This window comes from Enterococcus sp. AZ071 (genome assembly GCF_050499065.1).
GTDB classification, from domain to species: Bacteria; Bacillota; Bacilli; order Lactobacillales; family Enterococcaceae; genus Enterococcus_A; species Enterococcus_A ferrettii.
This window is the reverse complement of the sequence record NZ_JBIPAS010000002.1, coordinates 825,059-844,065: the sequence shown is the minus strand read 5'-3', so window position 1 is coordinate 844,065 and position 19,007 is coordinate 825,059. Positions and strand designations below refer to the sequence as shown.

The window sequence follows — 19,007 nt, the reverse complement described above, 5'->3', positions numbered from 1 at the left end:
CCAGTGTCAAGTTTCATAAAAATCCAGAATTTTTTTTATGCGCTTCGTTAATTCTTGTCGTACTTCCATCGGTGCTGCTACCTCAACTCGATCTCCTAATGACAGTAAAAAATTATACAGCTCATCATTATGAGGCAAATCAATCTTAACCTGCAATCTTCCATCCTGCTGTTGAATACATTCTTCGTAATGATCATATACCTTGTAAGCTGCTTCCTGATCAAACAGCAGTTTCACGGAAATTTTCTCATCTGCCGCAGATGATTGAGCGGTTAATAACTCAGGAACGGATTTTCTCTGAAAGGTTGCCTCTAAAGGTTGCAATTGTTTCATCCGCAGAAGTTTAAATAAACGAAAATCCTGACGCAGCTGGCAAAAGGCCTGCAAATACCAATCTTTATTCTTAAAAATCAACTTGTGAGGTTCGACAATTCGCTCCTCCTGTTCGCCTTTACGGTTGGCATAAAAAAAGCCAACCAGCTGCTTATTAAGGATGGCCTGCTTTAACGGATCAAACAGTTGCTTACTTTCCATTCCCCATTGACTGAAATCAATTTCCAGCCAATCCGCGGGTGGTGTTTTAAATAATCCACCTAATTTTAGCAAAAGCTCATCGGATTGATGCCTTTCTGCTGCTGATACTTCCTGCAAAGCCATCAAAATTTTCTCCTGCTCCTCATTAGAAAGCAGCACTCGATTCAATGTATACTCCTGATTAATAAAAATACCGCCGCCTTGACCTTGGACGGTATAAACAGGAATCCCTGCAGCACTTAATGCATCAATGTCCCGGTAAATCGTGCGTACCGACGTCTCAAATTGCTCTGCCAATTCTGGTGCGGTGACTCGTCCTTTTTCTAATAAAATTAACAAGATTCTCAGTAAACGGCTGCTGGTCATAGAATTCCCTCTTTTATGTTTTCTTCATACAACTAGTGTAACGTGGCCGATTACAGATTGCTAGCGATTTTAAGTAAGCAAAAACTTTCTTAGTTGCTTGATTCAGCTAAAAAACTACTCAAATTCAAAGAGATTTTTTGTGTCATTAACGGCTCCTAAAACCCAGCTCCTACTGGCACTCAATCTAAATAGCGCACCTAATGTATTTAGTGTTTTGCTAATAAGCCAGATTATTAATGATCACTGACCGACTTATTAAATTGAACCCTCAACGGTGGAACGGCCACAATGATCGCTCCTCCAGCACACACAACGCTTTTCATCTATAAAACCAAATTCAGCTAGTTTAAAAAATGATCTAATTTACCTCCGGTTCTTCTTAACACTTGTTGCATTTCACAAAAAATTATTCCTACGCGTGTATCACGCATAAAACTTAATCTATACTTTCAGCCAAAGATTTTCTTATTTAATTGTAATTGTTTTGTAAAATATTTCACGTTACGACGAAAATAGCTGCGAATGGATTGCCAATTCCTAATTTTCGCGTACAATTATAGGAAACAACTCAACAAGGAGGCGAAAGAATGCCTGATCAGAACTTAACCAAAATTAAAACCTTAATTGATGAAATAGAAAAAGTAGTCTTAGGGAAACGCAAGGTCATTCAATTAACTGTGACTGCTCTGCTGGCTGGTGGCCATGTATTGTTTGAAGATATTCCCGGAGTTGGGAAAACCATGATCGTAAAATCCTTAGCTAAAGCAATCCATAGTGACTTTTCCCGGGTACAATTTACACCCGATTTATTACCCAGTGATATTCTAGGGGTTTCCATTTTTGACTCCCAAACCAATCAGTTCGAATTTCGACCGGGGCCGATTTTTACGACGATTTTATTAGCGGACGAAATTAACCGTACTACGCCCCGTACCCAGGCAGCTTTGTTGGAGGCCATGTCAGAAGGTCATGTCACCATTGATAATCACACCTATTCGCTGAATTCCCATTTCTTTGTTTTGGCGACACAAAATCCAGTCAGTTATGCAGGAACTTACCCCTTACCTGAGGCTCAGCTGGATCGCTTTTTGTTCCGGTTGCATATTGGCTATCCGGATTTTGAAGACGAATTACGTTTATTGACGGGGCAACGAGAACAATCTTTAGCATTCATTCAGCCAGTTATTACTTTGCAGGAATTAGCTGAATTGAAAAAGCAGGTTGACCAGGTCTTTGTTGACGATTCTGTGGCACGTTATGCCTTAGCTTTGGTAGAAGCTTCCCGGAATCATCCCGCTATTGAACTAGGGGTTAGCCCGCGAGGCTCCATTGCCTTTTTGAAGAGTGCTAAAGCCTATGCCTTAACCGAAAACCGTACGTTCGTGACGCCAGGTGATTTGCAGCAATTGCTGCCAGCTGTGTTTGCTCATCGCTTGATTCTCCATAGCGGTCTGTCGGTGGAGGAAGTGATGCATCAGCTAATTGACCAAGTTCCTGTACCGATAAGGAGCTGAGTATGCCTGTGTGGAAGCAATCGCTTAAACTTATCCTGCTTTTTATCCTGTATGCGCTGGCGTTTTTTTATAGTGCTGTTTTCAACAATGAAATTGGTTGGACGCTGTTTCTATTTATGACTTTCATTCTTCTGCTGTGCTTGGCACAGCTTTTAGTTCCTTTGAGAGGAATTATGGTACAATCGCCAGCAACCATGATTACTCATGTTGGTGAAAAAGTGGTATTGCCCATTGATTTAGAACGGAAACAAGCCATTTTACCGATTGCTCAATTAACTGTGACTGTCATTAATCCGGCTATTGATGCATCCGTTTCTACGTATCTTTTTTATCATTACCAGCAGCTGACTTTCCTTTGGTTGCCGGAAAAACGTGGCACGTATGAAGAGCTGCAGCTGTATTACCAAAGCAGTGATTTTTTCAATCTGTTTACTAAAAGACATAAGGCTACATTAAAGAAAAAAATCCTGGTTCTGCCGCAAAAGCAGCCGTTAGCTCACACCTTGCAGCTTCAGCAGACTTTGCAAAATCAGACCTTTGGCGAACCCACCTTTACAATTAAAAATTATCGCCCTTATCGCAGCGGCGATGCACCCAAAAATATTGACTGGAAGCTCTCCAGTAAGCAAACAACCTTAATCTACCGGGAACATGAAAATGAGCAAACTGCTCAAATGGTCTGGATTTTTTGGGGCGCACCTTCGGAAGAATTTGAGGCGATGTTGAGTCTGTATTATTCCTTACAGGATTTGTTGGAAGAACCTGTTGAACAGTATTTGTTTGGGGCTCATGTAACCGATCCTGCTAAACCGACTGCCTTGGCCTTTGCCCAGATCCACCCCTTGGAGGATACACCAGTCATACCTAAACTAACAGATAAAATGATTTTCTTTTTTACACCTAAGCAAACGCCGCAAACTACGGAACAGGTAGCGCACCTACGTAAATACAATCAAGTAGCCGTTTATGACTATCCTGGGCTCACTAAGAAAGGCAGCGGGTAAGTCTTATGAACTATATTATAAAAAAAGCACCTTTTACCTTGTTATCTTTCATTAGCTTGAGTGTTGTCTTTTCACAATTCTTAACAGTCTATTACCTGCCGATAACTTGGCTTTCCTTCAGTATTATTGGTGCCGTCTGCTTAACTATCGGCTTTTTTGAAGAGAATACCTTTAAAGTCATCTTTTGCTCGTTTCTTTATTTTCTAGGCATGTATTATTTTGTTCCGTTAAACCAGCCGCTATCTTTTAGCTGGTTTAGTAACTTTTGGCAGCAAGTCATTTTTCAATTTCAGCAAATTAGCATTGGTTCACCCAATGCGGTTTCGGCAATTGTTGCATTACCCTTGCTTCTGGCATTGTTAATTCTATTAGCTGGATTAATGATTCAGTTTGAACGTTTTATGCTAAGCTATTTATTGATGATTGGCTATCTGTTAACCCTATCTATCTTCAATTCGATTCAGCTAAATGGACAAATCGCTGTGGTTTTCGGTTGTGCAATACTGTCCGTTTTGTTTACAAAAAATCAGTTACCGAAAAAAATGGTCATCTTAATGACTGGCTTAACACTCTTGGCTGGTTGGGCTGCCTATGCTTTGCCTCAGTCTTCAGCCCGCACTTCATTAACTGTTTGGACAGCTCCAGTGCGTGATTACTTAAATCAAAAAGGCCTATATCGAAAAATTCGTGAGTTAACCACCTCAGATATCTCACGAACCGGCTTTAGTGAGAATGACCAAAGTCTTGGCGGGCCTTTATTGGATGATAACACGATTTTATTTGAGGCCACCCAAGAAACCAGCAGCTATTGGCGGGTAGAAAGTAAAGACGCCTATACAGGCAAAGGGTGGGAAATCCGTGATGGCATTCAACCGCGACAAATGAGCCGCCGTACAATTGAAATTAACAGTAATTCTTCACAACAGAGTCTCCAAGCAGCAGAAGACGCCAGCGTTCATTTCTTTAATCATGGAATGTATCTGCCCTTGCCGTATGGCCGCAGTAATTTGAGGGTAACTCAGGGCTCCAGCGGTTTCGTCCAGATGCCCGAAAGCGGCCGTATAAACTTCATTGATTCTAACAATGGAGAAAAGGAAGTGGACAACCAGTGGGAGCCGGTTGTGTATCAGGAAGATGCTCTACAAAACGTAGCGCTGGCTCAGCCTACGGATACTGTAGCAGATTATTTGCAGCTGCCGGTAAACCTGCCAAACCGTGTACGAGACTTGTCCAATGAGGTTACGCAAAACCAAACGACCTTATTGGAAAGAGTGACAGCTATTGAAGAATATTTAAAAAATTCAGGCACCTTCCGTTACTCGAAGGTGGATGCAACGGTGCCCGAAGAAAACCAAGATTATGTAGATCAATTTTTATTCGAGTCTCAAGTAGGCTACTGCGATAATTTTTCTTCTTCGATGGTAGTTATGCTGCGAACGCTGGGTATTCCTGCGCGTTGGACCAAGGGCTTTGCACCTGGGGATCGTCGAGCAACCAGCGGCGACAAGACAGTTTTCACGGTTCGCAACTCTCATGCCCATTCATGGCCAGAGGTTTATTTTGCTGGCTACGGCTGGATTCCCTTTGAACCAACGCCAAGTTTCAGCAATCCGGATCGCCCAGCAACCGAAGACAGCCAAACGCCTGAATCATCGACACCAAGTTCTTCAACCAGTAGTAGTAGCAGCTCTAGCTCTAGCAGCTCTTCTGATGCAACTGCCCCGTCGGAGGAAACATCAGAAATCAGCACTTTTGCCAACAATAATTGGCGAGAAAATATTTGGCTGCTGCTGAAGCTGGTCGGAGCAATTTTATTAGTAGCAATTGGCTACTTTGTCTACAAGTATTCTCTGCGTAGCCAGATTTACTTAACTTTGAAATTAGCTAAACGTCCTTTGCTGCAAAGCTACTCGATTTTATTGAAACGGGCAGAAAAACTATTGCCTCGTGAGCAATCAGAACCTTTAGCAGATTATGCTCAACGTTTCGAAGCTAAATATCCTGCATTTGATGGTAAATTCACCACTTTAACCAACATATACGAAGCAGAGATTTATGGAAACTCGCCTGCTAAGCAATTGGATACCATTTTAATCAAAGAAACGATGCATTTGTTTGAACGACTCAAGCAATAAGTAAAGGACCTTCCGCTTTTTTAGGGAAGGTCCTCGTTTTATGAAAAAAACAAGCCCAGCTAAGATAAGCCGGACCTGTTCATTATTAATTTTCACTGCTCATATTATTATCTTTCACCATAACATCATGGGCACCACCCTCAACGATACTTGTTGAAGAAACCAAGGTGATTTTGGCATTCTTTTGCAGCTCACGTATCGACAATGCACCACAGTTGCACATAGTATGACGAACCTTACTCAAGGAAACAGCCAAATTATCCTTCAGTGAACCAGCATAAGGTACGTAAGAGTCCACTCCCTCTACAAAGGATAGTCCTTCTTTTCCACCAGTATCATACCGTTGCCAGTTGCGCGCCCGAGCACTACCTTCTCCCCAATATTCCTTCATGTAAGAACCGTTAATGCTGACTTTTTCAGTTGGTGATTCTTCGAAACGTGAGAAGTAGCGGCCTAGCATAATAAAATCAGAACCCATAGCCAAAGCCAAAGTCATATGGTAATCATGAACAATTCCCCCGTCACTGCAAATCGGTACATAAATGCCTGTTTCTTCAAAATACTCTTCCCGAGCTGCCGCAACATCTTGAACGGAAGTTGCCTGTCCACGACCAATCCCTTTTTGCTCACGGGTGATACAGATACTGCCGCCGCCAATACCGACTTTGATAAAATCAGCGCCGGCCTCAGCTAAGAAGCGAAAACCTTCACGATCCACAACATTTCCAGCACCAATTTTTACCTTGTCTCCGTATTCTTGACGAACCCATTCGATCGTCATTTTTTGCCATTCGCTGAAGCCCTCACTGGAATCGATACATAAAATATCTGCACCAGCTTCAATTAACGCTGGAATTCTTTCTTTATAGTCCCGCGTATTAATACCAGCACCAACAAAGTATCGTTTTTTGCTATCTAGTAATTCCAACGGATTATCCTTGTGAGAATCATAATCCTTACGAAACACAAAATACTTCAAACGCTGATCCTGATCAATAATCGGTAAAGCATTCAGTTTGTGATCCCAAAGAAGATCGTTGGCCTCGGATAACGTAATCCCATCTTTCCCATAAATCAAATGATCAAAAGGTGTCATAAAATCCTTGATAGGTGTATCCACTGACATCCGGGAAATTCGATAGTCACGACTAGTTACCAAACCAACAATTTTACCATTCAACGTCCCATCCTCAGTCACCGCCATGGTGCCGTGGCCGGTACTGTTTTTCAAGTCCAGCACATCTTGTAATGTACCATTTGCATGAAGGTTCGTATCACTCGGTACAAATCCAGCTTTTGTTTGCTTCACTTTTCGTACCATTGCTGATTGCTCTTCAATCGTTTGAGAACAGTAAATGAAAGAAACGCCGCCTTCTTTTGCCAATGCCGCTGCCAAGTCACTACCTGAAACAGATTGCATAACTGCACTTACCAAAGGAATATTCATCGTCAGCTCTGGTTGCTCACCTTTTTTGAATTTCACTAACGGTGTTTCCAGAAGTACTTTATCAGGTGTACAGTCTTTGGAGGAATACCCCGGAACTAAAAGATACTCGCTGAAGGTTCTAGAAGGTGTGCTGTAATAATAGGCCATGTTGTCATTAACTCCTTTTATCTAATTTTAGCTATTATACCATTTTGACAGAAAAATCTATGAATAAATAAAGATAAATCTAAAAAATATTGCGTCAAACCAAATCCTTAATTTGAAGAAAAATATTTGAAATGATTTCAGCATCAAAGATAAACTTATCAGAGCCTTCAAGATTGAAGTTCTTACGTATTTTTCCTTCCATTCATGCTCGTATCTACCCCAAATCAGTAAAAATAATTTCCAAGATAGACTGAAAGCTTCCTTATAAAATTTTTTCTAAGCTTCTATCTTTCAACTCTGTAAGTTTGCGTTTTCTTTTGTAAGTATTTTCTTTACTCCTTATTCGTTATGATTAGTTCAACAAATAAATCAAAGGGAGTTTTAAACAATGGAAACAATCGTACTTTTCTTATTAACTTGGTCAGTATATTCAATCAATGCATACTTTTATAAAAAGGAGGCATACAAAAAGATCATTCTAGCAAACAGTTTAATCAGTTTGACTATCGTGTTAGTGAATACGTTAGGAAATTTCGAAAATGCCAGCCGCATGGGTATCCTTAACTTGGCTGTTACCGTCTTAGTCAGCAGTCTGCTGGCAACTTCCTTTTTATGTATACCAATTACATTCAAACTGAAAAAACATACTTTATAATACTTTCTTGATTGGATCTCGACTCTAAATACTATGATCGGGGTCCTTTTCTTTATTCGAGTCCCATGATTTTTGTAACAAACTTCACTGCATGCCCATCTTAATCAGTACAAGTATCTAAATCGGTTTATTCCTTTCACTAAAAAATAAGGGAATCTGTCTCTTGATCTTATAATCATAGAACTTTTTCTCGTTTAACTTAGATTCAGCGAGTCTCACTTGATCAAACTGCTTCTCTTTTATTAGATAGAAATAGGCTAGGAATGAAAATCAATACTAGAACAATCACTGAGACCAGGAAGCCACCCTGATAGCCTATCAAGCTATTCGCAGTACTCGGTATTTTCCCACTTATTACTGAAGCAACCACGGTGGCAATCAACGCTGAACCAAAACTAGAACCAAGATTCTCAACAATGTTGATGCCCACCCCAGCAGCTGGTAACTGCTCATCCGCTAAACCAATGTACGCGTCGGTGGTTAACGGTAGATTAATGCCTCCAACACTTGTTCCCCGAATGAACAAAACGAGCGATAACCACACCATACCGGTATGTTCTGTAATGAACACCAGCGGAATCGAGCCAATTAAAGAAAGAACTAAACTAACTAGTACCACATCTCTTGCCCCAATCTTATCGATCATCTTGCCAATCAGCGGACGCGTTACCAACATACCAAGCCCTTGCGGAATCAGTGCCAACGCTGCCTCCATCGCCGTAAAGTGTCGAAAGTTCTGGAAGTAAAGAGGTAAAATCAACATCGGTCCCATAATTGCTACATTCGCCAGAAAAAGTCCTATACTAGCCGCCAAAAATCGTTGATGAGAAAATAAATTGAGGGGCAGAACCGTTTGATTCTTGCTTTTCTGATTATAGAAATAGTAAATTACTCCTGAAATTGCCCCTACTAACAGCCAGCTGAGTGTCTCCAAGTTCTTAAAAGAACCATGCTCAGCCGCTTGACTAATTCCATAAATAAAAGACACACTTAACAATGACAGAACAACGATACCTGCTACATCCAGCTTACTATTACGATTAAACGGTTGAAAATTAGGTATTGTCTTTATCATTAAGGGCACCGCCAAAGCCACTACAAAGACATTAATAAAGAATATCCAGTGCCATGAAGCAGCTTGAATGATGAAACCACCAATAACTGGTCCCAGTATGGGTCCAAAAATCATCGGTGTACTGACAATGGCCATTACCCGTCCAACCTGTTCCTGTCCAGCAGTTTTTATCAACAGAGTAAACATCAGCGGTGTAATAATTCCTGCACTAAAGCCTTGGAACAGCCGGAAAACGATGAAACTAGTAATTGTTGTGCTGAAACCTGCCAATATAGAAGTCAGTCCAAAGGCCAAAACAGCATAAATGAAGACTTTCTTTCCATTAAAGTGATTCATTAACCAACCAGAAATCGGAACAGCTATCGCTAAAGCTAAGACATAGCCAGTAATACTCCATTGCACAGTGCTTAACGTAGTGTGAAAATCCTTAGTTAATTGATCGATCGCGATATTGACCATCGTTGAATCCAGCATAGGTGCAATCGCTCCTAAAGCAATCGCCCAAGCAGCAGCCAATGTTTCTTTTGGTAAAGCATTTCTTTGATTTTGTGACATAAAATTCTCCTTTATTTACACAAGAGCTCTAAACCACTCTCGAATTATTATTTCCTTGGAAACAAAAACTACTTTACCGCTATTTTGTTTCCTTGTCAACAAAATTATTTCAAAAAAATAACCCCACTTTTTCAGTGAGATTACTTCGAATGAGTATCCTGTCTATTCATTTCTTTGGTTAGGTGCTCATTATAAGAATCGATAAAGTGCAGCATTCCAGTAAACTGTTCCTCTGTTAATTGATCAAAAACAACTTTATCCCTGTTTTGAAACTCATTGTGCAGCGCCTCATGTATCTGAAAAACTCTCTTCCCCTGCTCCGTTAAATCAAAATAAATTTCTTTTTTGTTATCAGGTTTTTGATAGCTTTCAATTAATCCTTTTTTCACCATTTTTTTCGTCAGCTTACTGATAGCACCGCGAGTCATGTACATGCCTTCAGCCAGCTGAGTGACATTAGGCAAAGGATGGTTGCCAATAAACTCTACACAATGTACCTCGGAGGAAGTGTAACCTTTTAAGCTTTCTTCCATTTTAGGTTTATTCAACCAATTTATTTTATTGAAAAGCTCTCGAAAACCCACCATCAGCTGTTCTTCTTTATTCACAATGCTTTCCTCCTGCTTCTTTTGATTGTTTCAATCAGTATAGAACTATTTTGTTTCCTTTTCAACAAAACAAAAAAGGCTAAACTCCTGTGAAAGATAGTCTAGCCCTACATAAAAATATTACAAATCTTGGTAACTCATTTGTTGAATTTGCAGCTGGTCCAGCATTTCTTTAACTGCAGGATCAGTTAATAACGTAATCTCCAATGTTCGTGGTGTTAACAATGAAGAATGCTTAATAATATAGTCATCTAAGTAACCGGGATGAAAAATCATCATATCAACACCATCATCATGAAGATTATCCAGCATACTATCTAAACTTAGATAAGGATTATAGTCTGGCTGCATTGCTTCCATCCATAAATAAACCTTCGTACCATTCACCCAAATAAAAGCGTCAGAGCTTAAAGTGTTGGGGCCTTCCCCTTCAGGCAAACCAGAATACTTTAACCCCTGCTTATTTGCGAAAGTCTCCATGGCTTTAAAAAAGTTCTCACTGGCAACCGCATGCCCTTCAAAATAATCCGGCTTTCTGCCGAATAGCTTCAAAAAACGACGATATTGTGCTTCAATCTCCAACATTACTTCATCAAATACCACAAAGTCAGTTTCGGCATTACGATAAACCTTCGAAGACTTGAAATTTCCCATGTCATCAACCAACGATGGAATCAATTGTGCGGGAGTTATTGGTTTCCCTGCGCAAATGTTCGTATGCTGACCAAAGGCAATTGATTCATTTTTTAGAAGATTTACTCCATGTTCGGTAGCTGGCATATTCACCATCACGCCTACACTCTGGATCAGCCCTTCCTTAACGGCTTTTTCCATACCATAATTAACTGCTTCAGAATAACCCAAATCATCTGCTCTAAGCAGGACTTTTTTCAAGAATTGATTCATTTTTTGTCTCTGTCTCCTTCACACCAAGAATGTAAGTAACTGCCGCAGTTACTGCAAAACCTAAACCGCAAGAAACGAAAGCATTGATTGTATTAGCATTGCTTCCACCAAAGAAGGCGGCTAAAGCAGCAAAGTTAGCTACCGGAATCATGGCATACGTAGTCACACCAGTAATTCCAGCATAGATTCCACCAACAACTCCGCCAGCCATCAACCCAATAAATGGTTTACGGTAACGAACACCCAACCCATAAACACCCGGCTCCGTTACACCTCCTATAAATGACGCTGCTAAATAACTGAACGCTAGAGCTTTTTGATCTTTATCACGAATTCGCAAAAATGCTCCAAAACACATTCCCGCAACACACATACTAGAAATAATCGCTGCCGGATTAACCAAGGCTTCCTGCCCATTTTGGGCCATTACTGTAATCATGGTTGTAATCATAATCAAGTGCATCCCCGTCATAACTAAAAATTGCCAAGATGCTGCAATTAAGGCTACTGATAAAAAACCGCCAATTGAATCAAGTGACAACAAGAAGTTTCCAATATATTCCCCAGCGACAAAACCAATCGGGCCTAAAACGACCAAACTAATCGGCAGCATTACAACAATTGTAAACGTTGGTACTAAAATGGTGCTTAATGTTGCAGGTACAACTTTCTTGAAAAAAGGTTCGACATAGGACATCACCCATACAGACAAAATCATCGGAATCACCGTGCTGGCATAGTTTTGCGGTGATGCTGGCAGACCGAAAACATCAAAGCTGGTTCCCTCAGAAGCCATCTGAACGAAAGTTGGATGGATCATTATTCCTCCCAAGAACATTCCTAAAACGGGTGTGACACCAAACTTCTTGCTGGCCGTATAGCCAAGAAAAACCGGAAAAAAGTAAAAACCAGCATCTCCTACAAAAGTTATTAACGTAGCTAGCGACGTTCCCTCATGAATCCAGTTCAGCATAGATGGACCAAACACTGACATCACCATTTTAAACATTGAAGCTGCGATCAAAATCGGAATCAACGGCGTCAAGCTCCCCGCCAGATTATCCAAAATTTTATTGCCGAGGGATTTGAACGAGAAAGGTTCTTTTTCTTTGGAGGCTGGGGCTGCTTCCGCGGAAGATAAATGCTCTAACCCAGCCGTATCAATTAAACGTTGATACACCTTGCCAACTGTTTGTCCAATAATAATCTGATATTGTCCCCCTGATTGAACCGCACCAATCACACCCGAAATTTTTTTAATTTCCTCATCATTAAGTTTGCTCATATCTTTTAAATTAAACCGTAATCGTGTCATACAATGGGTGACACTGGATATATTTTCTGCTCCCCCAATATTACTTAAAATGGCTTTCGCTAAAACAGTATAATCTTTACTCATTTTACATGCTCCTCACATTTTTTTCGTAAAGTCGATTAATGTGAATCATTAAATAAAGCAGTTCGTCATTGGTTGGTTCTATAGCATAAAACTGATAAATCAACTCACTAACCTTTTGTGCCAATAAATAAATCTCAGGATGCTGCTTCTGCAAAGCATCTAAAAGCTCTGTGCCCTGACCAAACAATTCTTCTCCGCTTCGTAACCGTTTCAAATAATAGAACATGTGCATATAAAAACGATTGTAATTAAATTCATTTCGATCGACTGTGATCTCTAGTTCCTGTTCAATTAGCCTAGTGATCTGTTGGATAATTTCTTCAATAACAGCTTCTTCTTGTGAAATTTTATACTCCGACTGACTGTTAACAAAATGCATCGTAATACTAGTAATCTCACCCTTTGGTACAGTGATATGCGTTTGTTGCTGAATCATCTTAATCGCCTTTTGAGCAAGCTCGGTTTCCTTAGGGTACATTTGTGCTACTTCATAAGAATAATTCATTCGCACATCCCTATACGTAGTTAGACGTTGGATTGAAAAGTTGATATGGTCAGCTAAACTAAATACCAAGGTTGGATTTAACTGTCCATTCAACTCCGTTTGGGCCATACTGACAATTTCTGCACTCAGATTTAAGATTTCTTCTGGCAGTTCTGTCAGCAGTCCTTCGAAATGTTCACTTAATTTATAAAACGTCATCGTTATCTTGTTAAGATTTTTCAGCTCATAGGGTGTTTTAGGAAACCCGATCCCTCTACCAAACGCGATCAGATGATTGCCATTATCATCGATGCACTCTGCTACATTGTTATTGATTTTTTTTACTACTTTCATTTATTTCACCCCACACAAAAAAACTCTTCGAGAACACACTCCACCCCCTTGGTAAAAAGGAAATGGTAATGCCTCAAAGAGTTACAATCCATTTGTTTTTAATTGATGCTTAAATAGTATACGATTCAGAAAGCGTTGTCAACCATAAATTGCAATCTTGCTTTAAGATGTCTTAGATGAGATTCTTATGCTGATATAGATTCTGTTACTTCAAATTCACCTATTTTTAATCTAATACCCTGAGAGGCTATCTTGTTTCGAAGATTTTTCTATATTGTTAAGCAAGTCTTGTGCAAAAAACTTGCCAACCACAACTTAAATCAAGCGGCAGCTTACTATTTTCTTTATAGTAACAGCAGGGTGGTCGAAAAGAGGTGGAAGAATTGTACGAATGGCAGCAGCTAATCCAGCTGATCGTTGATGAGATTGATATTTGCATTGAACATTCTTATAGTGAAGCATTAACTCTGCGTTTTCTTTCTCGCAAACTGGGGTATTCAGAATTTTATACGACACGAAAATTTAAGGAAATTGCCGGTATGTCGTTTCGCGATTATTTATGGAAACGTAAATTGGCCTTTGCTTTAAAAGAAGTACGAGACAGTGAAAAGAGCCTGCTAACTATTGCCTTTGAGTATGGCTTTTCTTCTCACGAAGCGTTTACTCGGGCCTTTAAGAAAGTTTTTGGTATTGCCCCCAGTGAATACCGAAAAAATCCTCAACCAGTCATTCTTCGGACAAAAATCCTGGCTTTTGACCGCTACTTTTTAGGATTAGGAGAGATAGGTATGCAAAAAACAACAGAGGAGCTCAAGATTTATTTTGTTACGATTCCTGCACACAAGTTTTTACACATTAGCAATGATGAGAGCAACGGTTATTGGGATTTTTGGAAGAAGCAAAGTGAAATTCCCGGACAGGATTGCGATACGATTTCTGGGTTGCTCGATAGTATTAAGGGAAAGCTGGACGATGATGGCGGCAGCCAATCGAACAGTGGCAGTGGGCAGCTAATGGCGTACATTAACGACCCTGCTGGACGACTTTGTGACTGGGGATTTCCGCGAATTGAATGTTATGGCGTGCGTTTGCCGATGAGTTATACGGGTGAAGTACCTGAACAAATGACCTTGACAGATATTCCTGAAGCAGAATATCTAGTTTTTGAACATGGCTCATTTGACTACGAACAAGAAAACCGAAGTATTGAAGAAAAAATGGAAACAGCTATGATTTCTTTTGATTTTGACGGCACTGGGTACAGCTATGATACTTCTCCGGGCAGAATCATTTATATGTATCATGATCCCGCGCATTACTGGAAATATATTCGCCCAGTTAAAAAATATGGTGAGGCTTAATTTATTCAATCAATAGCCTAAATACACATTTCACTGATTGTGAAATGTGTATTTTTTGCTGCTGTCAATATGCTAAACTAGTACTAACAATAGAAACCTGAATGCATCGGACTATAAGGAGGAAATACCTTGGGTATTTTGTGTATTGGACAGGCCGTTTATGATATTACTTTCCCTATAGAAGAATCTATCGTAGAAAATCAAAAGTAACGCACGTATGATCGCCATGAATGCATGGGAGCCCCGGCCGCCAACGCCGCATATCTTTGTGCATTATGGGGAACGGAGACTTCGTTGATCGCCCGAGTGGGAAAAGATTTGTTTGGTCAGGAGATTTTGCGAACTTTAGAGCATGTAGGGGTTAAAACCGCGGGAATTCGTCAAGAAATGAATCAAAAAACTAGTATCAGTAGTATAATAGTCAATAAGAAAAGCGGAAAACGAACCATTTTAAATGCACCACTAAAGGAAGCTTATTTCGAACCCCACTGGCCGGAAAAAGACCCCAAAGTGCTATTACTGGATGGACACGAAAAGGATGTTTCTTTAGCAGGGCTGCAAAAATATCCCCAAGCGATATCGATGATGGATGCTGGTACTTACAAGACTGAGTGTTGGGAGCTATTTCAAGCCGTTGATTATCTCGTTTGTTCTCAGGATTTCGCTTTCCAATATACGGGAGTGACCATCGACTTAGACGAAAAAGAGACACTTAAAGCAACCTTTGAAAAGCTGGCGGAGCTAAACTCTAATCAGCTGGTTATTACTTTAGGAGAGCATGGCAGTATTTATCTAGAGAATAACGTTATTATACATACTCCAGCCTTTCCAACGAAGCCAATCGATACTACTGGAGCTGGAGATATTTTTCACGGTGCTTTTGCCTATGCTCTTCATCAAAAGCTGTCATTGACTGAAATTATTCAGCTATCTTCCGTTGCAGCCGCTCTTTCAGTGGAGAAGCTTGGTGGTCAAACATCTATTCCGTTATTAAAAGAGGTGGAAAAATTGTTATGAAAAAAAACGAAACAGTTGAATCATTTGGCGCTGGGCTTGATGATTGTATTCTATTTTCTATTACTAGCAGGAAATCGGCTGCATATTATTCCAGCTAAAATAAGCATGGTTGCTTTGTTCAGTTTTATCTTAATTGCCATTACCATCATATTTGGCTTCATTATTGTTCCAGCTGGTGAAAAAAACTGTTTTTACCGAAAGGGATCGGTTATGGCTGGACACCCAATCCGCGGAATAGAATCGGTTTATTGATTTATTTAGGACTACTGGCTTTGACAGCGATGGCCCTATTTTAACAGACCTATTAAATAAGAAAGTAGGCAAATGATGACTCACTTCTTCAATCAACAGGTGTTCGATCAGCTGCAGGCTGCCTATATCTCCGATTATGCAACTGGAGATCGTTATTTGACCTTTGACCATCACAGAAGCTATCACTTTAGGATGAACTTGTCCTATTATTACGAAAGCATAACCGCAAAAACTTTGAAAAAAACTGTTGGAATAGTCCGAGAATTAATTGACAGTATTTTTTCTGATGAACAGACCATAGTAATTGCTCAATATATTTATCAAAGAAAGCAATTGAAGAAACTACTCGATCCTTCGCAGATTCGTTTAGATCGTTTCTGCTCACTTTTATTTGAACAAGGGACCTTGAGATTACTGGAGTATTCAAGTGAAAGTCCGTTAATTTTGCAAAAAATCGGTGCTTCTTTGGTTTATCAAGACTTTTCTAACCTAAATCCAGGTTATCCTCATTTGGTAAACCCGACAATTTTAATCAATTTGAGAAAAGAAATTGTCCTGCATATTTACGATGATCGCGGCTGTGATGTTTTTTGCAAGGAAGAAAGAGATTACTTGGCACTGACAAACCAGTTTCAACCATACATCGAGAGTTATACCAGAGATATGATGCAATTAGATTATACCGTGTTAACTTCGCCTTATGGTGTACACTTTACAAAATAAACTACGAGCGTATCTGTTTTCAGAAACGCTCGTAGTTTTTTAACATGCTTGAACTATCTTTTTTAAAAAGACAACTGTTTCAGCAATCCGATCAAAATCTACGATTGATAAATTGTCATTAGGAGTATGCATTACCGCCTCCATCAAGCTATAAATATTGCTGGAAGTCAGAGCTACTGCTGGGATACCAGCTCCAGCAAACAGCATATGATCTCCCATCGGCCAAGGGTCTGTCGGCTCCAGTTGTGGAGAAACTGCTGTAATTCCCTCAATTTTTTGTTTCAATTCTTCTGGAAACTCATAAAAAGAATAAGACGTACTGCTTCCTTGCATTCCAATACCATCCACATTGAAGGCACAATGATAAGACGTCGGATCAGTTAAGGATTCAGCTAAAAATGTCCTCTCTCCCGGCATCGAATAATAATCTTCACCGTTAAACAAAACCAGTTCAATCTGATACTCCGTTTCGACCGAAGCCAATTGTTCCGCGAGAGTTAATAAAGCAGCCACTCCGCAGCCGTTATCCAGCGCACCAGGTGTTGTTGGTTTGGTATCAATATGAGCAGAAAACGATAGCTTTTTGCCGGTTCCCTTAGTGGCAATTACGTTTGTGGCGACTGCTGGGTGCCGTTCAGTACATAAGCGCAATTGATTCTCTCCCTGGCTATTTAATAAAACTGGTAAAAGATTGCCTTTAACCGCTGCACAAGGAATATCGAAATCCCCGTCTTGAATAATTGGTACTGGTACTTCTGACAGGAAGCTGACAGTAATTACCGCTAGCGGCTGCTTAACTTCCAGTTCACGAATGATCGTTTGATGTTCTTCAGGATTCCAAAACGTCATACTTTTCGGCATCAGGGTTTCTTTACATAAGTCACCGTACAAGACACAAATTTTATTGGCAAGCTCTGCGGATTTCAATTTGTCGAGTGATTCAACACAGACAAATTCTCCAGTTACATCACAAGGCAGTGAATATTCGGCTGCCGAAACTTCAACTTGTTGACCGTCAACTACTAGTTCAGCACCATCATTTTGCCAATCCATACAGACAAACTCTTGTAAAAGGACTTCATACCCTAAATTTTCAAATACCATAGTTGCATAATTCACGGCGCTCTGATTAGCGATTGATCCAGTGGCACGTGCCCCAATTTTTCCACAAAGCTTGTTCATATGACGTTCGACTGTTTTTTTGATTAATTTCATTTTGTCACACTCCTCTTTACTTGATACTATAAGTATAAGAGGTCACCTGAAAAAAACTTGACCTTCCTTGTGAAAGTGAGGAATAAAATGGCAAATTTAGCACAGGCTACTGCAGTAACTCGCATGCAGGAATATATTGAAACGCATTTGGATGAAGAACTTACTTTGCATCAGTTAGCTCAGCAAGCTGGGTATTCTCCCTGGCATTGTGCCAAATTATTTAAAGAATACACTCAAAGTTCCCCGTTTGAATACATTCGCAAGCTGCGTTTATCTCAGGCAGCTTTAGTTTTGCGAGATGAACAGCGAAAAGTGGTAGATGTTGCCTTGGATTTTGTCTTCGATTCCCATGAAGGCTTTACTCGGGCCTTTCAAAAACAATTTGGCATCCCTCCGAAAGCCTATCAAAAAAAGACTCCTCCAATACAGTTGTTTCATCCTTATCCGGTGGAAAGCTATTATTTAATGGAAGAATCATGTTATGAAAATCCGCCGATAGCACAAAAATTACATGTGCGCTTAATGGAATATCCAGCCAGGAAACTGATTTTATTAAGGGGAAAAAAGGCTGATTCTTATCTTGATTATGCCAAAGAAACAGGCTGTGACGTGTGGGGTATTTTAGTAAGTGTTAAGGAAGCACTTTATGAACCTGTGGGCATGTGGTTGCCGGATTCCTTTCGCCCCAAAGGAACTTCGCTTTATGCTCAAGGAGTTGAGGTACCGGCTGATTATGCGGGCGAAGTTCCAGCTGGCTTCGACTTAATTGATTTACCTGCCTGTACCATGTTAGTTTTCCAAGGAGAACCCTATGATGAAAAGTATTTTGAAGCGGCAATTGTGGATTTGATGCAGCAAATCGACACTTATGATCCTAGTCAGTGTAATTGTGTTTGGTCTAATGAGGCCGCCCCACGGGTTCAATTGGAGCCCCAAGGCTATCGTGGTTATATTGAAGCTCGTCCCGTTCGGATAATTTAAAAAGGAAGTACTTTGCTGATTACGATGGGAAAAGTGCTTCCTTATTTGATAATGGATGAGCTAGGCTAAGAAATAAATAATATCAGCCTTAATACTACGGTCTGTTGGATTAGTCCTGCGCGACCAACAGCCAGAATAATCAAAACGCAAAGACTAGGGCTTTACCAGCTCTTCTTATGGAACAGACTCGCTAATTTGAAAGTCTCAGTAGTTCGCTGCTTGCATTCTATTCGCTTTCTTTTCCAACCGTTAACTATCATAAATATAAAAGTATA

General features: G+C 40.2%; 17 protein-coding genes. 9 read left to right on the top strand and 8 right to left on the bottom strand.

Annotated elements, in window-relative coordinates; translation table 11 throughout:
- Positions 1 to 6 precede the first annotated feature (6 nt).
- Positions 7 to 900: a helix-turn-helix transcriptional regulator gene (locus tag IGI49_RS22530; RefSeq protein WP_429965373.1), complete on the bottom strand. Its 894-nt coding sequence runs from the start codon at positions 898 to 900 to the stop codon at positions 7 to 9.
- A gap of 587 nt (positions 901 to 1,487) precedes the next feature.
- On the opposite strand from IGI49_RS22530, the gene IGI49_RS22525 reads away from it, so the two are divergent.
- Genes IGI49_RS22525 through IGI49_RS22515 form a run of 3 tightly spaced genes read left to right on the top strand, consistent with a single transcriptional unit; the run spans position 1,488 to position 5,553 of the window.
- Positions 1,488 to 2,414, top strand: a complete 927-nt coding sequence (locus IGI49_RS22525) for an AAA family ATPase (protein WP_207703871.1) — start codon at positions 1,488 to 1,490, stop codon at positions 2,412 to 2,414.
- A gap of 2 nt (positions 2,415 to 2,416) precedes the next feature.
- Complete coding sequence (locus IGI49_RS22520) at positions 2,417 to 3,418, top strand: DUF58 domain-containing protein (protein WP_429965374.1); 1,002 nt, start codon at positions 2,417 to 2,419, stop codon at positions 3,416 to 3,418.
- Positions 3,419 to 3,423: 5 nt separating this feature from the next.
- Complete coding sequence (locus IGI49_RS22515; protein WP_429965375.1) at positions 3,424 to 5,553, top strand: DUF4129 domain-containing transglutaminase family protein; 2,130 nt, start codon at positions 3,424 to 3,426, stop codon at positions 5,551 to 5,553.
- An 85-nt stretch (positions 5,554 to 5,638) separates the two neighbouring features.
- On the opposite strand, the gene IGI49_RS22510 is transcribed toward IGI49_RS22515, so the two are convergent.
- Positions 5,639 to 7,147, bottom strand: a complete 1,509-nt coding sequence (locus IGI49_RS22510; RefSeq protein WP_207703874.1) for an IMP dehydrogenase — start codon at positions 7,145 to 7,147, stop codon at positions 5,639 to 5,641.
- Positions 7,148 to 7,535: 388 nt separating this feature from the next.
- On the opposite strand from IGI49_RS22510, the gene IGI49_RS22505 reads away from it, so the two are divergent.
- Positions 7,536 to 7,802, top strand: a complete 267-nt coding sequence (locus tag IGI49_RS22505; RefSeq protein ID WP_429965376.1) for a hypothetical protein — start codon at positions 7,536 to 7,538, stop codon at positions 7,800 to 7,802.
- 223 nt (positions 7,803 to 8,025) lie between these two features.
- On the opposite strand, the gene IGI49_RS22500 is transcribed toward IGI49_RS22505, so the two are convergent.
- The 5 genes from IGI49_RS22500 to IGI49_RS22480 form a co-directional block, all read right to left on the bottom strand.
- Positions 8,026 to 9,432, bottom strand: a complete 1,407-nt coding sequence (locus IGI49_RS22500; protein ID WP_429965377.1) for an MDR family MFS transporter — start codon at positions 9,430 to 9,432, stop codon at positions 8,026 to 8,028.
- A gap of 140 nt (positions 9,433 to 9,572) precedes the next feature.
- On the bottom strand, positions 9,573 to 10,040 hold the full coding sequence (locus IGI49_RS22495) for a MarR family transcriptional regulator (RefSeq protein ID WP_429965378.1): 468 nt from the start codon (positions 10,038 to 10,040) through the stop codon (positions 9,573 to 9,575).
- Between the two features lie 120 nt (positions 10,041 to 10,160).
- Complete coding sequence (locus IGI49_RS22490; RefSeq protein WP_429965379.1) at positions 10,161 to 10,946, bottom strand: ChbG/HpnK family deacetylase; 786 nt, start codon at positions 10,944 to 10,946, stop codon at positions 10,161 to 10,163.
- The gene (locus IGI49_RS22485; protein WP_429965380.1) at positions 10,915 to 12,345 is read right to left on the bottom strand and encodes a PTS transporter subunit EIIC; all 1,431 of its coding nucleotides are present in this window, start codon (positions 12,343 to 12,345) and stop codon (positions 10,915 to 10,917) included. Before IGI49_RS22485 ends, IGI49_RS22490 begins: the two co-directional genes overlap by 32 nt.
- A 1-nt stretch (position 12,346) precedes the next feature.
- Positions 12,347 to 13,183: a PRD domain-containing protein gene (locus IGI49_RS22480; protein ID WP_429965381.1), complete on the bottom strand. Its 837-nt coding sequence runs from the start codon at positions 13,181 to 13,183 to the stop codon at positions 12,347 to 12,349.
- Positions 13,184 to 13,557: 374 nt separating this feature from the next.
- Here IGI49_RS22480 and IGI49_RS22475 point away from each other — a divergent pair, with 374 nt between their 5' ends.
- The 4 genes from IGI49_RS22475 to IGI49_RS22460 all read left to right on the top strand — a co-directional run bounded on the left by IGI49_RS22475 (position 13,558) and on the right by IGI49_RS22460 (position 16,536).
- On the top strand, positions 13,558 to 14,544 hold the full coding sequence (locus IGI49_RS22475; RefSeq protein ID WP_429965382.1) for a helix-turn-helix transcriptional regulator: 987 nt from the start codon (positions 13,558 to 13,560) through the stop codon (positions 14,542 to 14,544).
- 234 nt (positions 14,545 to 14,778) lie between these two features.
- Positions 14,779 to 15,561, top strand: coding sequence for a carbohydrate kinase family protein (locus IGI49_RS22470; RefSeq protein ID WP_429965383.1), 783 nt, complete (start codon positions 14,779 to 14,781; stop codon positions 15,559 to 15,561).
- A 39-nt stretch (positions 15,562 to 15,600) separates the two neighbouring features.
- Complete coding sequence (locus IGI49_RS22465) at positions 15,601 to 15,813, top strand: hypothetical protein (RefSeq protein ID WP_429965384.1); 213 nt, start codon at positions 15,601 to 15,603, stop codon at positions 15,811 to 15,813.
- 72 nt (positions 15,814 to 15,885) lie between these two features.
- Positions 15,886 to 16,536, top strand: coding sequence for a DUF3885 domain-containing protein (locus IGI49_RS22460; RefSeq protein ID WP_429965385.1), 651 nt, complete (start codon positions 15,886 to 15,888; stop codon positions 16,534 to 16,536).
- A 39-nt stretch (positions 16,537 to 16,575) separates the two neighbouring features.
- Here the strand turns inward: IGI49_RS22460 and IGI49_RS22455 are convergent, their stop codons facing one another.
- Positions 16,576 to 17,751 (bottom strand): M28 family metallopeptidase, encoded by a 1,176-nt coding sequence (locus tag IGI49_RS22455; protein WP_429965386.1) that lies wholly within the window; start codon positions 17,749 to 17,751, stop codon positions 16,576 to 16,578.
- Positions 17,752 to 17,838: 87 nt separating this feature from the next.
- Here IGI49_RS22455 and IGI49_RS22450 point away from each other — a divergent pair, with 87 nt between their 5' ends.
- Entirely contained in the window at positions 17,839 to 18,732 is an 894-nt protein-coding gene (locus tag IGI49_RS22450; protein ID WP_429965387.1) for a helix-turn-helix domain-containing protein, read from the top strand.
- The last annotated feature ends 275 nt before the right edge of the window (positions 18,733 to 19,007 follow it).

Coding starts and splice junctions, on each gene's coding strand:
- IGI49_RS22450 (WP_429965387.1), top strand. CDS start 17,839: ATGGCAAATTTAGCACAGGCTACTGCAGTAACTCGCATGCAGGAATAT.
- IGI49_RS22510 (WP_207703874.1), bottom strand. CDS start 7,147: ATGGCCTATTATTACAGCACACCTTCTAGAACCTTCAGCGAGTATCTT.
- IGI49_RS22455 (WP_429965386.1), bottom strand. CDS start 17,751: ATGAAATTAATCAAAAAAACAGTCGAACGTCATATGAACAAGCTTTGT.
- IGI49_RS22500 (WP_429965377.1), bottom strand. CDS start 9,432: ATGTCACAAAATCAAAGAAATGCTTTACCAAAAGAAACATTGGCTGCT.
- IGI49_RS22530 (WP_429965373.1), bottom strand. CDS start 900: ATGACCAGCAGCCGTTTACTGAGAATCTTGTTAATTTTATTAGAAAAA.
- IGI49_RS22465 (WP_429965384.1), top strand. CDS start 15,601: ATGATTGTATTCTATTTTCTATTACTAGCAGGAAATCGGCTGCATATT.
- IGI49_RS22490 (WP_429965379.1), bottom strand. CDS start 10,946: ATGAATCAATTCTTGAAAAAAGTCCTGCTTAGAGCAGATGATTTGGGT.
- IGI49_RS22505 (WP_429965376.1), top strand. CDS start 7,536: ATGGAAACAATCGTACTTTTCTTATTAACTTGGTCAGTATATTCAATC.
- IGI49_RS22485 (WP_429965380.1), bottom strand. CDS start 12,345: ATGAGTAAAGATTATACTGTTTTAGCGAAAGCCATTTTAAGTAATATT.
- IGI49_RS22520 (WP_429965374.1), top strand. CDS start 2,417: ATGCCTGTGTGGAAGCAATCGCTTAAACTTATCCTGCTTTTTATCCTG.
- IGI49_RS22525 (WP_207703871.1), top strand. CDS start 1,488: ATGCCTGATCAGAACTTAACCAAAATTAAAACCTTAATTGATGAAATA.
- IGI49_RS22470 (WP_429965383.1), top strand. CDS start 14,779: ATGGGAGCCCCGGCCGCCAACGCCGCATATCTTTGTGCATTATGGGGA.
- IGI49_RS22480 (WP_429965381.1), bottom strand. CDS start 13,183: ATGAAAGTAGTAAAAAAAATCAATAACAATGTAGCAGAGTGCATCGAT.
- IGI49_RS22515 (WP_429965375.1), top strand. CDS start 3,424: ATGAACTATATTATAAAAAAAGCACCTTTTACCTTGTTATCTTTCATT.
- IGI49_RS22460 (WP_429965385.1), top strand. CDS start 15,886: ATGATGACTCACTTCTTCAATCAACAGGTGTTCGATCAGCTGCAGGCT.